At 71.1% G+C, this 12,761-nt stretch carries 16 protein-coding genes; 1 reads left to right on the forward strand and 15 read right to left on the reverse strand.

Annotated elements, in window-relative coordinates; all coding sequences use genetic code 11:
* Window positions 1–80 precede the first annotated feature (80 nt).
* The 14 genes from DEI98_RS18935 to tilS form a co-directional block, all read right to left on the reverse strand.
* Window positions 81–215: a hypothetical protein gene (locus DEI98_RS18935; protein WP_258320880.1), complete on the reverse strand. Its 135-nt coding sequence runs from the start codon at window positions 213–215 to the stop codon at window positions 81–83.
* 63 nt (window positions 216–278) lie between these two features.
* Complete coding sequence (locus tag DEI98_RS18740) at window positions 279–440, reverse strand: hypothetical protein (protein ID WP_163343079.1); 162 nt, start codon at window positions 438–440, stop codon at window positions 279–281.
* A 58-nt stretch (window positions 441–498) separates the two neighbouring features.
* The gene (locus DEI98_RS13810) at window positions 499–702 is read right to left on the reverse strand and encodes a hypothetical protein (RefSeq protein WP_071245264.1); all 204 of its coding nucleotides are present in this window, start codon (window positions 700–702) and stop codon (window positions 499–501) included.
* A 29-nt stretch (window positions 703–731) separates the two neighbouring features.
* Window positions 732–2,258 (reverse strand): lysine--tRNA ligase, encoded by a 1,527-nt coding sequence (gene lysS, locus DEI98_RS13815; RefSeq protein ID WP_111101054.1) that lies wholly within the window; start codon window positions 2,256–2,258, stop codon window positions 732–734.
* A 253-nt stretch (window positions 2,259–2,511) separates the two neighbouring features.
* Window positions 2,512–3,204: a Rossmann-like and DUF2520 domain-containing protein gene (locus DEI98_RS13820; RefSeq protein WP_181421243.1), complete on the reverse strand. Its 693-nt coding sequence runs from the start codon at window positions 3,202–3,204 to the stop codon at window positions 2,512–2,514.
* On the reverse strand, window positions 3,201–4,862 hold the full coding sequence (locus tag DEI98_RS13825; RefSeq protein WP_111101055.1) for a PH domain-containing protein: 1,662 nt from the start codon (window positions 4,860–4,862) through the stop codon (window positions 3,201–3,203). Before DEI98_RS13825 ends, DEI98_RS13820 begins: the two co-directional genes overlap by 4 nt.
* Before the next feature lie 9 nt (window positions 4,863–4,871).
* Complete coding sequence (locus DEI98_RS13830; protein WP_110863569.1) at window positions 4,872–5,393, reverse strand: PH domain-containing protein; 522 nt, start codon at window positions 5,391–5,393, stop codon at window positions 4,872–4,874.
* A gap of 24 nt (window positions 5,394–5,417) precedes the next feature.
* Window positions 5,418–5,909: a DUF3180 domain-containing protein gene (locus DEI98_RS13835; protein WP_071404509.1), complete on the reverse strand. Its 492-nt coding sequence runs from the start codon at window positions 5,907–5,909 to the stop codon at window positions 5,418–5,420.
* A complete protein-coding gene (gene folK / locus DEI98_RS13840) occupies window positions 5,906–6,460 on the reverse strand; it encodes a 2-amino-4-hydroxy-6-hydroxymethyldihydropteridine diphosphokinase (protein WP_035809345.1) in 555 nt (184 codons plus the stop codon). Before folK ends, DEI98_RS13835 begins: the two co-directional genes overlap by 4 nt.
* Window positions 6,457–6,846 carry a dihydroneopterin aldolase gene (folB, locus tag DEI98_RS13845; protein WP_027467059.1) on the reverse strand — a complete coding sequence of 130 codons (390 nt, stop codon included), beginning with the start codon at window positions 6,844–6,846 and terminating at the stop codon, window positions 6,457–6,459. The genes folK and folB overlap by 4 nt, the downstream gene beginning before the upstream one ends.
* A complete protein-coding gene (folP, locus tag DEI98_RS13850; RefSeq protein ID WP_181438047.1) occupies window positions 6,843–7,811 on the reverse strand; it encodes a dihydropteroate synthase in 969 nt (322 codons plus the stop codon). The genes folB and folP overlap by 4 nt, the downstream gene beginning before the upstream one ends.
* 6 nt (window positions 7,812–7,817) lie before the next feature.
* Entirely contained in the window at window positions 7,818–9,806 is a 1,989-nt protein-coding gene (gene ftsH / locus DEI98_RS13855) for an ATP-dependent zinc metalloprotease FtsH (RefSeq protein ID WP_027467057.1), read from the reverse strand.
* Window positions 9,807–9,964: 158 nt separating this feature from the next.
* The gene (gene hpt / locus DEI98_RS13860) at window positions 9,965–10,516 is read right to left on the reverse strand and encodes a hypoxanthine phosphoribosyltransferase (protein ID WP_017887686.1); all 552 of its coding nucleotides are present in this window, start codon (window positions 10,514–10,516) and stop codon (window positions 9,965–9,967) included.
* A 9-nt stretch (window positions 10,517–10,525) separates the two neighbouring features.
* Entirely contained in the window at window positions 10,526–11,545 is a 1,020-nt protein-coding gene (gene tilS / locus DEI98_RS13865; protein WP_111047997.1) for a tRNA lysidine(34) synthetase TilS, read from the reverse strand.
* A 64-nt stretch (window positions 11,546–11,609) separates the two neighbouring features.
* On the opposite strand from tilS, the gene DEI98_RS13870 reads away from it, so the two are divergent.
* Entirely contained in the window at window positions 11,610–12,101 is a 492-nt protein-coding gene (locus DEI98_RS13870; RefSeq protein ID WP_027467055.1) for an inorganic diphosphatase, read from the forward strand.
* Between the two features lie 225 nt (window positions 12,102–12,326).
* On the opposite strand, the gene DEI98_RS13875 is transcribed toward DEI98_RS13870, so the two are convergent.
* Window positions 12,327–12,701, reverse strand: a complete 375-nt coding sequence (locus DEI98_RS13875) for a C40 family peptidase (protein ID WP_111101056.1) — start codon at window positions 12,699–12,701, stop codon at window positions 12,327–12,329.
* Window positions 12,702–12,761: the final 60 nt, after the last annotated feature.

A 12,761-nucleotide genomic window follows, 5' to 3' on the forward strand; every position in this document is an offset into this window, starting at 1 on the left:
CTCCGGACATGCAAAAGGGGTACGTCCGACCGGATCAGTGCGATCTGGTCGTCGTACCCCGAATACCGAATGGGTGGGGGTCACCAGGAGGGTTCGAGCCACCCGTCCCGGCGCTTGGAGACCTCGAGGTCTGCGTCTCGGTCGAACTCGTCGTACTCGCTCTCGATGTCACCGACGAGGCTGCGGCCCGTGAAGGGATGTGCGGTGGTTGCCATGCGGACGATGCTCACCCCGGCACGCGTCGGCGAGGTGAACGGTGTGTGTCGGTCCGTCGGCGCTCAGACGTCGAGGTCGTCGACGTCGCCCTCGTCGTCGAGGGGTCCGTCGTCACTGCCGACGGGCGAGACGGACGCCCCGGACGCCGGGTGTCCGAAGGCGTCCTCCACGTCGAGGTCGTCGAGGTCATCGACGCCGGCGGCGGACTCCGGGATGGTGGGCATGCGCGACAGGATCACACCGCGCGGTGAACACGGGGTGAAGTGGATCGTGCGCGGGCGGCTACTCGGCCGACGTCGGAGCCGGCGCGGGGCGACCGTGCTCACGCTCGAAGCGGGCGCGCTCCTCGGCCTCGACCTTGGCGTACGCGGCACGCTCGGTCCGGTCAGCACGCATGATCGCGCGCATCACGAACCAGAAGATCAGGCCGACGACGATGGTCGGCGTCAGGGCGAAGACGATCCCGCTTACGACTCCTTCAGGCACCCGAGCATCGTACCCCGGTGGACCGGGAGCTACTTGACCAGCGGGAACAGGATCGTCTCGCGGATGCCCAGGCCCGTGATGGCCATGAGCAGGCGGTCGATCCCCATGCCCATGCCGCCCGACGGGGGCATCGCGTGCTCCAGGGCCCGCAGGAAGTCCTCGTCGACGCGCATCGCCTCGAGGTCACCGCCGGCCGCGAGCTTCGCCTGCTCGACGAACCGCTCCCGCTGCACGACCGGGTCGACGAGCTCCGAGTACGCCGTGCCCAGCTCGAAGCCGCGGACGTACAGGTCCCACTTCTCGACGACGCCCGGACGGGTGCGGTGCTGCCGGGTGAGCGGCGAGGTGTCGACCGGGAAGTTCATCACGAAGGTCGGGCGGTCGAGCGAGTCGATGACGAAGTGCTCCCAGAGCTCCTCGACGTACTTGCCGTGCGTGGCGTGGGCGACCTCGACGCCCTCGGCCTCGGCGAGCGTCTGCAGCTCGGACAGCGGGGTCTCCGGGCTGATCTCGCGCCCCGCGGCCTCGGACAGCGAGCCGTACATGTCGATGCGGGGCCACTCGCCACCCAGGTCGTAGGTGCTGCCGTCGGGCAGGGTGACCTCGAGCGCACCACCGGTGACCGCGCGGGTCGCGTTCTGCACGAGCTCCTGCGTCAGGTCGGCCATCTGCTCGTAGTTGCCGTACGCCTGGTACGCCTCGACCATCGCGAACTCGGGCGAGTGCGACGAGTCGGCACCCTCGTTCCGGAAGTTGCGGTTGATCTCGAACACCCGGTCGATGCCGCCGACGACGGCGCGCTTCAGGAACAGCTCGGGTGCGATGCGCAGGAACAGCTCGGTGTCGAACGCGTTCGAGTGCGTCACGAACGGTCGTGCCGAGGCGCCGCCGTGCTGGGTCTGCAGCATCGGGGTCTCGACCTCGAGGTACTCGTGCGCGGTGAAGGTCTGGCGGAGCGAGGTCATCACGGCAGCGCGGGCACGCACGGTGGCGCGGGCCTCGTCGCGGACGATGAGGTCGAGGTAGCGCTGGCGGACCCGCGTCTCCTCGTTGAGCTCGTTGTGCAGGTTCGGCAGCGGCAGGATCGCCTTCGCCGCGATCGCCCAGTCGTCGACCATGATCGACAGCTCGCCGCGGCGCGAGGAGATCACCCGGCCGTGCACGAACACGTGGTCGCCCAGGTCGACGAACTCCTTCCAGCGGGCGAGGGACTCGTCGCCCACCTCGGCCAGGGAGACCATCGCCTGGATGCGCGAGCCGTCGCCCGACTGCAGGGACGCGAAGCAGAGCTTGCCAGTGTTGCGGGAGAACACCACACGACCCGCGATGCCCACGACGTCCTGGGTCTCCTCGCCGGTCTCCAGGTGCGCGTACTGCTCGCGCACGGCCGGGATCGTCGTGGTGATGGGGAGCTCGGCGGGGTACGCCTCGATGCCCGACTCCAGCAGCTTCGCCCGCTTGTCGAGCCGGACCTGTCGCTGCTCGCTGGTCTCCTGCTCGGCCAGTGCGGCGGCGTCGGCGATCGCGGTGTCGGGGGTGACGGTCTCGTCGGTCATGCGGGTGCGGCTCCGATGGTCGTGGGGGTCGGGGGAAATGCTACCCGCGCCGCGGTCCCGCCCCCGAACCGTGCCCGCCCGAGAGCGCGGTCACAACTCCCCGCCCGCACCACGCCCACCGGTCACGATCCGTCGGCTTGAGCACGCGCAACCGACAGGTCGTGACCACTCGGCGGAACTGAGCGGGGAGTCGTGACCTCTCGAGCGCCCGGCCCCGACCTCCTCCCCGCGCCGCGGTCCCGCCCCCGAACCGCTAGAGCGTCGACTGCCCGTCGGCGGCGGTGAGTGCGTTGTCGACGGCGGAGCGGACGAGCGCACCGAGGACACGACCCGGGTGTTCGACGCCGATGCCGGACAGGGTGCCCGCCGACTGGTCGACGATCGCGGTCGAGAAGCTCACGGCGGCCCGCACCGCATCAGCGTAGGCGGGCCGGTCACCCTCGGCCACGACGAACGGTTCGGCGCCCATCTCGACCACGAGCGCCTGCGCGATCGGCAGGACGGGCGCCGGGGCGGTCACCGCGCAGTACGCGTCGCGCAGCCGGGACAGGTCGACGCTCGTGCCCGTGAAGGCCATCGCGGGGTGGATCGCCAACGGGATGGCACCGGCCGCCATCGCCGGGGCGAGGATGCCGACGCCGTGGTCCGGGCTGGTGTGCACGACGAGCTGCCCCGGCTGCCAGATCCCGGCGTCCGCCAGCCCCTGCACGAGCGAGGCGAGCTGGTCGTCCGGCACCGCGAGCAGCACGAGTTCGCTCCGCTCGACCAGGTCCGGCGTCGCGAGCACCGGGGCGCCCGGCAGCATCGCCTCGGCGCGGTCACGACCCTCGTCGGACACGGCGGTCACCCCGACGACGGCGTGCTCCGCGTTCGCCAGGGCCGCTCCGAGGACGGGTCCGACCCGTCCGGCGCCGACGATGCCGACCCCGAGGCGCCCGGCCCTCATCGTGCGGCTCCGGTCGGTGGGACGTCGTCCCAGCCGGTAGGGACGGCGCCGGACCGGTGCGCCGCCTGCCCGGCAGGGGCTCCGGACCCGGGCACGGTGTCGGCGGCAGCGTGCGCGGCGGCCGCGGGACGGGCCTCCCGTTCGCGCCAGCGGTGGGTCGTGTCGACCGCGGCCGCCTCGACGGCACGCTGCGTCGTCTCCGCCCACAGGCGCTGCGCGTCCCGCGCGTCGAGCGCGCCGACGCGGGCCGAGACCGGGCCGGCCACGGTGTGGACGTGGACGGCTGCGAGCCGCAGGGCACGCTCGAGGGGACCCTGCTCGACCTTGACGCTCTGCACCCGGGGAAGCGGCACGATGACGAGCGAGCGCCACACGGCACCGAGCCGCAGCAGCACCGCACCCTGCACGAACCGGTAGCCGTTGCGCCGGAACGCGAACGGACGGAGCCAGGCGCCACGGCGTGGGGAGTGCACGAAGCCGCCGCGGTCGCCCGAGGTGGTGAGGCTGTCGTCGACGACGTCGACGGCTTCGGCTGCGCCCTCGCGCAGGGCTTCCTGCGACGCCTCGGGGCCGGCGACGACGGTGCCGACGAGCCCGGGCAGGATGATGTCGAGGACCTCGCGGACGTCCGCCGTGGTGCCCACGGGCAGCACGATCGAGGACACCTGCTGGTTGCTCGACGCCCCGTTGCCGGCGCTCGTCGCACGGTTGATGCGGATGTCCCACCAGCCGAACGGACGCCACAGCAGCGGCTGCGCGACACTGACGGCGTGGATGCGCCCCGGCGGCAGCGTCTCGTTCGACGTCGAGACCAGCCCGAAGCCGATCCGGATGCCGTCGCGGGTCTCGGCGATCGTGTACTGCAGCGAACGGGAGAACTTGCGGACGTAGTAGCCACCGGCACCGAGCACGGCGGGGAACAGCCCGAACAGCACCGCGAACTCGCCGGTGAGGGCGACGCTGACGATCATGCCGGCGATGACGAGCAGCAGGAACAGCGTCGTTCCGGACAGCAGCATCGACGCGATGAGCCGACCGGGGCGCACCTTGACGATGCGGGTCGCGTGCACGGCTGCGGGGTCGAGCTCGGGCGAGAACATCTCGTCGACGCGGTCCTGCAGTGCCCCGTGGGACTGCCGCGACGGACCGCCGTGGCCGTCGTCGTCCTTCGCGCCGGACGCCAGCACCAGGATCCGCTGCCGCAGGTCGTCGGCGGCACGGGCCCCGAGGTAGGCGAGCTGCACGTTGGCGTCGTTGCCGGCCTGCGCGATCTCGAGCTTGGCGGTGCCGAACACCCGGGGCACGAGGGGCCGCTGGATGTTGATGCCCTGGATCCGGTCGAGCCGGGCCTTGCGGTGGTTCCGGAACAGCACGCCCGAGCGCACCTCGACGATCTCGCCGGTGACGCGGAACTCGTGCATGCGCCAGGACAGGTAGAACAACCCGATCAGCACCACGAGCAACACCACGATGCCGAGCAGGACCCAGCCGACGACGCCGTGCTCGTACACGTACCGGACCGGGTCACCGTCCTCCTGCTGTTCGCCCGGGATGAAGAACTCGACGAGCTGGTCGCGCAGGCTGTTCAGCACGTAGCCGAGGATGACGATGAGGAAGATCCCGCCCTTGAGCAGCGGGGTGCCCGGTCGGAAGGTCACGGACGACCCCTACAGTCCGGCGCGACGGGACTCGGCGAGCTCGACGAGGCGGTCGCGCAGCTCGTCGGCGTCCGCTGCCGGGACACCCGGGATCCGGACGTTCGTCGCGGCCGCGGCGGTGACGAACTTCAGCTCGCTCATCCCGAGCGCCCGGTCGAGCGGGCCCCGGGCGACGTCGACGAGCTGCATCCGGCCGTACGGGACCGCCGTGAACCGCTGCCACATGAGGCCGCGGCGCACGACCAGGTCGTCGTCGCGGAGCGCGTAGCCGATGGCCCGGACCCGTCGGGGCGTGAGCGCGGCGGTGATCGCCGTGGTGACCGCCACCACGATGCCGATGGAGAGCCAGACCGTGCCGGCCCCGGAACCGAAGCCGTCGGTGACGATCCCGATGAGCACGCAGCCCGCGGTGAGCACGACACCGATCACGAGCGTGGTGATGAGTTCGGTCCACACGAGCTTCGCGGACACCCGCTGCCAGGCGATCCCACCGAGGCCGAGGCCGGGCTCGTCGAGTCGTTCACGCGGCATCGCGGGCCTCCTGGGGTTGCTCGGTCAGTTCACCGTCGTCGAACCGTTGCGGGGATCGTCACGGTCGTCGTCGTCACCCGGAGGTGCGATGCACATGCGCTCCGCCACGAGTGCGCAGACCGTCAGGACGATCCCGCCCCCGACGGCGATCACGTTCGGCAGGGTCGAGCCTAGCGAAGGCGTCGCGGAACGGGTCAGCAGGTACAGCACGAGGCCGAGGGCGAACCCGCCGAGCAGCGTGCCGCAGATGCTGGACGCCTTCGCGAGCACGACGACCCGCGTCGCGTAGAGCGGGTCGACCGGCCGCTGGCGTCCAGCGCCGTCGCGCGCGTGCCGGCGCACCGGGCGTGCCATGAGCACGACGGCGACGCCGATGAACGCGAGCGTGACGCCGAGCGGGATCGAGAACAGGAACGTCGGCAGCTGGCGCGACGCCAGGACGGCGTCGAGTGCGAAGCCGGCGACCACCGTCACGACGGCGATGCTGATCAGCGTGGAGGCACGGGTGGGCTTCATGCGCTGGTCGCGCTCCCCGCAGGCCTGGAGGCCCGTGCCGGCTCCGCGAACAGGCGCGGCTCGTCGACGCGCTCGGTGTCGTCCCCCACGGCGGTGAGCAGGTCGGCCACCGGTCCGGCACCGGGCAGGACGGCCTCGGGGTCGGCGTCGAGCCACGGGGCGAGCACGAACGCGCGCTCCGCTGCCCGGGGGTGGGGCACGACCAGGGTGTCCGTGGCGATCCGCAGGTCATCCACGGCGACGACGTCGAGGTCCAGGGTGCGGTCGCCCCACCGGACCTCGCGCGTGCGGCCGTGGGCGTCCTCGATGCCGTGCAGGGCGTCGAGGAAGGCCTGCGGCTCGAGGTCGGTGTCGACGACCACGACGGCGTTCCGGTAGCGGGGCTTCGACGTGTCGAGGCCGTCGAGGGTCACGGCGACCGACTCGACCTCGCGGCTCGATGCCACCGGCTCGACCCCGGGCAGGGCGGCGATCGCGGTGGCGGCGGCGCGGAGCGTGCTCCCCCGGTCGCCGAGGTTCGCTCCGAGGGCGACGACGACCCGGTGGGTCATTCTTCTTCCTCGTCCGGCACCGTGGCGCCGCGGGTGCGCCGGATGGTGATCGAGACGTCGGTGAACGGCACGGTGATCGGGGCCTGCGGCTTGTGCACCGTGACCTCCGTCGCCAACGCGGCACGGTGGGTGAGCACGGCCGCGGCGATGCGCTCGGCGAGCGTCTCGATCAGGTCGACCGGGTCGCGTTCGATCTCGGCGACGACCTGCTCGGCGAGGACGCCGTAGTGCACGGTGGCGTCGAGGTCGTCGCTGCCCGAGGCGGCGCGGGCGTCGAGCTCCACGGCGACGTCGACGACGAAGTCCTGGCCGTCCTCGCGCTCGTGGTCGAAGACGCCGTGGTGTCCGCGGGCGCGGACCCCGGTGAGTCGGATGGTGTCGTTCACGATCGAGCTGCCCTCCAGGCGTCCCAGACGTCGAGCACGGCACGGGTCGGTGCCGGGTCGTGCACGCGCACACCCCACGCGCCGCGTTCGGCGGCGAGCAGGCTGATGGCGGCGGTGGCGAGGTCGCGCTCCCTGGGCGGGGCACCCTCGGGGCTCCCGACACCGTCGAGGAACCGCTTGCGTGAGGCGGCGACGAGCACCGGCAGGCCGATCGAGGCGAAGCGCTCGTAGCCGGCCAGGATCTCCCAGTTCTGCACGCCGTGCTTGGCGAAGCCGAGGCCCGGGTCGATGACGACCTGCTCCTGCCGGACGCCGAGCACGATGAGTTCGGCGACCCGGAGCTCGACCTCGCGCCGGACCTCCTCGACCGCGTGGGTGTACTCGGCGTTGCGGTACATCCGGTCGCTGTGGCCGCGCCAGTGCATGACGACGAAGCCGACGCCCGTCGACGCCACGACCCGGGCCATGTCCGGGTCGGCGAGCCCACCGGAGACGTCGTTGACGATGGCGGCACCGAGGTCGACGGCACGCTCGGCCGTTGCGGCGTTCATCGTGTCGACGCTGACCGGGATGCCCTCGGCGAGGAGCTGCTGCACGACCGGCAGCACCCGTTCCTGCTCGACCGGCACGGGCACGCGCTCGGAACCGGGGCGGGTGGACTCCCCACCGACGTCGATGACGTCGGCACCGGCCGCGACGAGGTCACGTGCGTGCTGCACGGCGGCGTCGTAGGCCTGGTGCAGCCCGCCGTCGCTGAACGAGTCGGGGGTGACGTTGAGGATGCCGAGCACCCGGGTGCGCTCCTCGGCCGGACCACCGCGGTCACGGCGACGGCCGGTCACGACCTCGGGCACCGGCTGGGGTGCACGGAGGTCGATCGCGACCGTCGCCGGTTCGGCGGCGGCGGCGCGGGCACGACTCACCTCGGCGAGTCGACGCTCTCGTCGCGTCGGCAGCTCGGTCATGCCGGCCTACGCGGGGGCGATACCCGGGTTGCCGAACGGGCGACGACGGGTCTTCGAGGTCGACTCGGAGTCCGACGGGTCCGCTGCGGTCGAGGCGGCCTTGCCGGGCACGTCGATCGCGGGCAGGTTGCTGACCGGGCGCTTGTCGCTGGAGAGCCACTGCGGGCGCTCCGGCAGCTTGCGGACGTCCTTGAAGATCTCCACGAGCTCCGGGGCGTCGAGCGTCTCCTTCTCGAGGAGCTCGCCGGCCAGGCGGTCGAGGATGTCGCGGTTGTCGTTGAGCACCTGGTAGGCCTCGTCGTGCGCTGCCTCGAGCAGGGCGCGGGTCTCGGCGTCGACCGTCTGGGCGATGGTCTCCGAGTAGTCACGACCGGTGCCACCGCTCATGTCACGGCCGACGAACGGCTCGCTCGAGCCGGACCCGAGCTTGACGGACCCGACGGCCTGGCTCATGCCGTACTCGGTCACCATCTTGCGGGCGGTGCCGGTGGCCTTCTCGATGTCGTTCGAGGCGCCCGTGGTCGGGTCGTGGAAGACGATCTCCTCGGCGACGCGACCACCCATGGCGTAGGTGAGCTGGTCGAGGAGCTCATTGCGGGTGACCGAGTACTTGTCCTCGAGCGGGAGCACCATCGTGTAGCCGAGGGCACGGCCGCGGGGCAGGATCGTGATCTTCGTGACCGGGTCGGTGTGCCGCATCGCCGCTGCCGCCAGGGCGTGGCCGCCCTCGTGGTACGCGGTGATCAGGCGTTCCTGGTCGGACATGATCCGGGTCCGGCGCTGCGGACCGGCCATCACGCGGTCGACGGCCTCGTCGAGGGCACGGTTGTCGATGAGCTGCGCGTTCGAGCGGGCGGTCAGCAGGGCCGCCTCGTTCAGGACGTTCGCCAGGTCGGCACCGGTGAAGCCCGGCGTCTTGCGGGCGAGCAGCTCGAGGTCGACGCTCGCGGCGAGCGGCTTGCCCTTCGCGTGCACCTCGAGGATCTGCTTGCGGCCGGCGAGACCCGGGGCGTCGACACCGATCTGGCGGTCGAAGCGACCGGGGCGCAGGAGCGCGGGGTCGAGCACGTCGGGACGGTTCGTCGCGGCGATGAGGATGACGTTCGTCTTGCCGTCGAAGCCGTCCATCTCGACGAGGAGCTGGTTCAGCGTCTGCTCGCGCTCGTCGTTGCCACCGCCGATGCCGGCACCACGGTGACGACCGACGGCGTCGATCTCGTCGATGAAGACGATGGCCGGCGAGTTCGCCTTGGCCTGCTCGAAGAGGTCGCGGACACGGCTCGCACCGACACCGACGAACATCTCGACGAAGTCCGAACCGGAGATCGAGTAGAACGGCACGCCGGCTTCACCTGCGACGGCGCGGGCGAGCAGGGTCTTGCCGGTTCCGGGAGGGCCGTACAGCAGCACGCCCTTCGGGATCTTCGCCCCGACGGCCTGGAACTTCGCGGGCTCCTTGAGGAACTCCTTGATCTCGTGGAGTTCTTCGATCGCCTCGTCGGCACCCGCGACGTCGGCGAACGACACCTGCGGGTTCTCCTTGTTGTTGATCTTGGCCTTCGACTTGCCGAACTGCATGACCTTCGAGCCGCCACCCTGGGCGCTCGAGAGCAGGAACCAGAACAGGGCACCGATGATCAGGAACGGCAGCAGGATGCCGAGCAGCGACAGGAACCAGTTGCCCTGGGCGACGCGGTCGTTGTAGCCGTCCGGCAGGTTGGCGTCGTTGACGGCCTGCACCACCTCTTCGCCGCGGGGCGTGGAGTAGTAGAACTGCTCCTGCTTGTCGCCGTCCTTCAGGACGAGGTCGACCCGCTGCTCGGTGGAGTTGATGGTCGCGGACGAGACCTTGTCATCGGAGAGCTGCTCGAGACCCTTCTGGGTGTCGATCTCTTGGGTGCTGCCCTGGCTGATGACGCTCCAGCCGATGAAGATGCCCGCCAGCGCGATCAGCACGTAGAGGTACGGGCCGCGGAAGATGCGCTTGAAGTTCATGTGATCCGGGCGCGAGTGCCCGACACCTTTCTCTGCCGAAGTTGCGTGCAGGTCAGCATACGGCCGCGATTCTGTGGCGAGAATGGGTGTCCTCTGCGGGCGAACTCACCCCCGGGCCAGAGTCGGCCGAGTGCGGCCCGAGCGCGGCGGGCTGCCCGTCAGGAGTAGACGTGCGGAGCGAGGACGCCGACGCCGCGCAGGTTGCGGTAGCGCTCGTCGTAGTCCAGGCCGTAGCCGACCACGAACGCGTCGGGGATGTCGAAGCCCACGTACTTCACGTCGACCTCGACCTTGGCGGCCTCGGGCTTGCGCAGCAGGGCGACGATCTCGACGCTGGCGGCACCACGGGACTGCAGGTTCTGCTTGAGCCACGACAGGGTCAGACCGGAGTCGATGATGTCCTCGACGATCAGGACGTCGCGGCCGTGCAGGTCGGTGTCCAGGTCCTTGAGGATCCGCACCACACCGGACGACTTCGTGCCGGAGCCGTACGACGACACCGCCATCCAGTCCATCCGCGCCTGCATCTTGAGGTGGCGCGAGAAGTCCGCCATCACCATGACGGCACCCTTGAGCACCCCGACGAGCAGCGGGTCGCGGCCCGCGTAGTCGGCGTCGACGACCGCCGCGAGCTCGGCGAGCTTCTCGTCGATCTGCTCGGGGGTGAAGAGCACTTCGGACAGGTCTGCCTGGACGTCGGAGAGTTCCACCACGCCAGCCTAACCGGCGCTGAACTCGATGCGGTCGCCGGTCCGCGTGGCACGGACGCCCGGCAGGTCGATCGGGCCCTGTCCGCTCCAGTCCGTGACGAGCCGGCAGACCTCGAGCGTCTGCACGCGCGACAGCGTCACCCCGAACTCGCTCTCCACCGCCAGGCGCACGAGTCGCTGCCGGAGCGCCGGTGGGTTCGCCCCGAGCGCCCGCACCGACAGCGAGATGCCCGCCTCGGAGTGCTCGGCGATGTCCTCCGCGATCTCCTCGGCGAAGTGGTCCAGAGCAGCGGAGTCCTCGCGCAGCTGGTCGGCCGTGCGGGCCAGGGCCTCGGGCACCCCGGCACCGAGCTCCCGTTCGAGCACCGGCAGCAGGGTGTTCCGCACCCGCACCCGTGCGTACGCGGGGTCGTCGTTCTGCGGGTCGCGCCACGGCGCCAACCCCGCCGCGGCGCACGCCTGCCGGGTCGCGTGGCGCCGGACCGACAGGAGCGGCCGGCCGTACGCCGGACCGCCGTCGCGTCGGGCGAGCGGTTGCATGCCGGACAGGCTGTCCGGCCCGCTGCCGCGCAGCAGGCCGAGCAGCACCGTCTCGGCCTGGTCGTCCAGGGTGTGGCCCAGCAGCACCAGGGGTGATCCGGTGGCGGCCGCGACCTCGGCGATCGACGCGTGGCGGGCCTCCCGGGCGGCGCCTTCCGGACCACCGTCGGAGCCGACCGTGACCCTGCGGACCGTCACCGGGTCCAGTCCCAGCTCGGATGCCTGCCGGGAGGCGCGGCTCGCGACCGCCTCGGAGCCCGCCTGGAGCGCGTGGTCGACGACCACTGCCCCGGCCCGCAGACCCTGCTTGCCCGCTTCGAACGCGGTGGCCGCCGCCAGGGCGAGGGAGTCCGGTCCGCCGCTCAGTGCGACGAGGACCAGGTCGCCTGCGGCGACCACGCCGTCGTCGACGGCTGCGGCGAGCAGGTCGCGGACCGCCAGGCGGGTCTCGGCGACGGCGGGGTCGAGCCGGGGACGCGGAGAGTTCACCCGGTAACGTTAGCCGCGCTTTCGCAACACACGACAGTCCCCGAAGCAGACACAGGAGCGCAACATGGCCGCGTACGACGTCGTCGTCGAGATCCCCAAGGGCAGCCGCAACAAGTACGAGGTGGACCACGAGACCGGTCGCGTCTACCTCGACCGCGTGCTGTTCACCTCGTTCGTCTACCCCACCGACTACGGGTTCTTCGAGAAGACCCTGGCCGACGACGGTGACCCCGTGGACGCGCTGCTGCTGCTCGAGTTCCCGACGTTCCCCGGCGTCGGCGTCAAGGTCCGCCCCGTCGGCGTCTTCAAGATGAGCGACGAGGCCGGCAACGACGAGAAGGTCCTCGTCGTCCCCGCCAAGGACCCGCGCTGGGCGCACATCCAGGACATCTCGGACGTGCCGGAGCAGACGAAGGCCGAGATCGCGCACTTCTTCGAGCGCTACAAGGACCTCGAGCCGAACAAGTGGGTCAAGGCCGAGGGCTGGGGCGACGCCGCCGAGGCCGAGCGCATCGTGCAGGCCGGTCAGGCCGCGTACGTGCCCGGCTCGCACTGACGATCCCCTGACGACGAACGGCGCCCGCTCTCCTTCCGGAGGGCGGGCGCCGTTCTGTGGTGCTGCTGTCGCGCGGGGCGGGGCGGGGCGTGCGGGGGCGCGCCTGGTGGAAACGGGCGTACCGGGTGGAAACGGGCGTACCTGGTGCGTTGATCCGTGCAGGTACGCCCGATCTCACTTGGTACCGCAGCCGCTCTGGGAAAGAACGAGCACTCCGGGAGCGGGCTACAGGGAACCGCTCGGGCGGGCGACGTACGGCATGAGCTGGTTCGGCAGCCAGATGGCGCGCTCGACGACGCCGACGCCGGGGCGGGCGGCCTCGACCATGGTGCCGTAGCTCGTCACGATCGAGTCGTGGTACGCCCCCGAGGCCGTGCCGTTCGACGAGTAGAACAGGATGTCGCCGGGCTGGCGCTGGGACAGCGGGACGAGGCGGCCGATCGACTTGAAGTAGTTGTACTGCCAGACGACGTTGTGTCCGCCGGTCGCGATGCCCTGCGAATTGTAGGCCATCATCACGAGCCCGGAGCAGTCCCAGGTGTTCGGGCCGGCGCCACCGAGGAGGTACGCCTTGCCGAGCTGCCCACGGGCGTAGGAGATCGCGCCGGCGGCCTTCGAGGGGCTGCTCGGGGCAGGAGCCGTCTCTTATACACATCTGAC

It is taken from the genome of Curtobacterium sp. MCLR17_034 (genome assembly GCF_003234485.1).
GTDB classification, from domain to species: Bacteria; Actinomycetota; Actinomycetes; order Actinomycetales; family Microbacteriaceae; genus Curtobacterium; species Curtobacterium flaccumfaciens.

Excerpts from the sequence above, each read along its gene's own strand:
- DEI98_RS13870 (WP_027467055.1), top strand. The coding sequence starts at position 11,610 with ATGGCCGCGTACGACGTCGTCGTCGAGATCCCCAAGGGCAGCCGCAAC.
- lysS (WP_111101054.1), bottom strand. The coding sequence starts at position 2,258 with ATGACCGACGAGACCGTCACCCCCGACACCGCGATCGCCGACGCCGCC.
- DEI98_RS13820 (WP_181421243.1), bottom strand. The coding sequence starts at position 3,204 with ATGAGGGCCGGGCGCCTCGGGGTCGGCATCGTCGGCGCCGGACGGGTC.
- DEI98_RS18935 (WP_258320880.1), bottom strand. The coding sequence starts at position 215 with ATGGCAACCACCGCACATCCCTTCACGGGCCGCAGCCTCGTCGGTGAC.
- folK (WP_035809345.1), bottom strand. The coding sequence starts at position 6,460 with ATGACCCACCGGGTCGTCGTCGCCCTCGGAGCGAACCTCGGCGACCGG.
- folP (WP_181438047.1), bottom strand. The coding sequence starts at position 7,811 with ATGACCGAGCTGCCGACGCGACGAGAGCGTCGACTCGCCGAGGTGAGT.
- DEI98_RS13830 (WP_110863569.1), bottom strand. The coding sequence starts at position 5,393 with ATGCCGCGTGAACGACTCGACGAGCCCGGCCTCGGCCTCGGTGGGATC.
- DEI98_RS18740 (WP_163343079.1), bottom strand. The coding sequence starts at position 440 with ATGCCCACCATCCCGGAGTCCGCCGCCGGCGTCGATGACCTCGACGAC.
- ftsH (WP_027467057.1), bottom strand. The coding sequence starts at position 9,806 with ATGAACTTCAAGCGCATCTTCCGCGGCCCGTACCTCTACGTGCTGATC.
- DEI98_RS13835 (WP_071404509.1), bottom strand. The coding sequence starts at position 5,909 with ATGAAGCCCACCCGTGCCTCCACGCTGATCAGCATCGCCGTCGTGACG.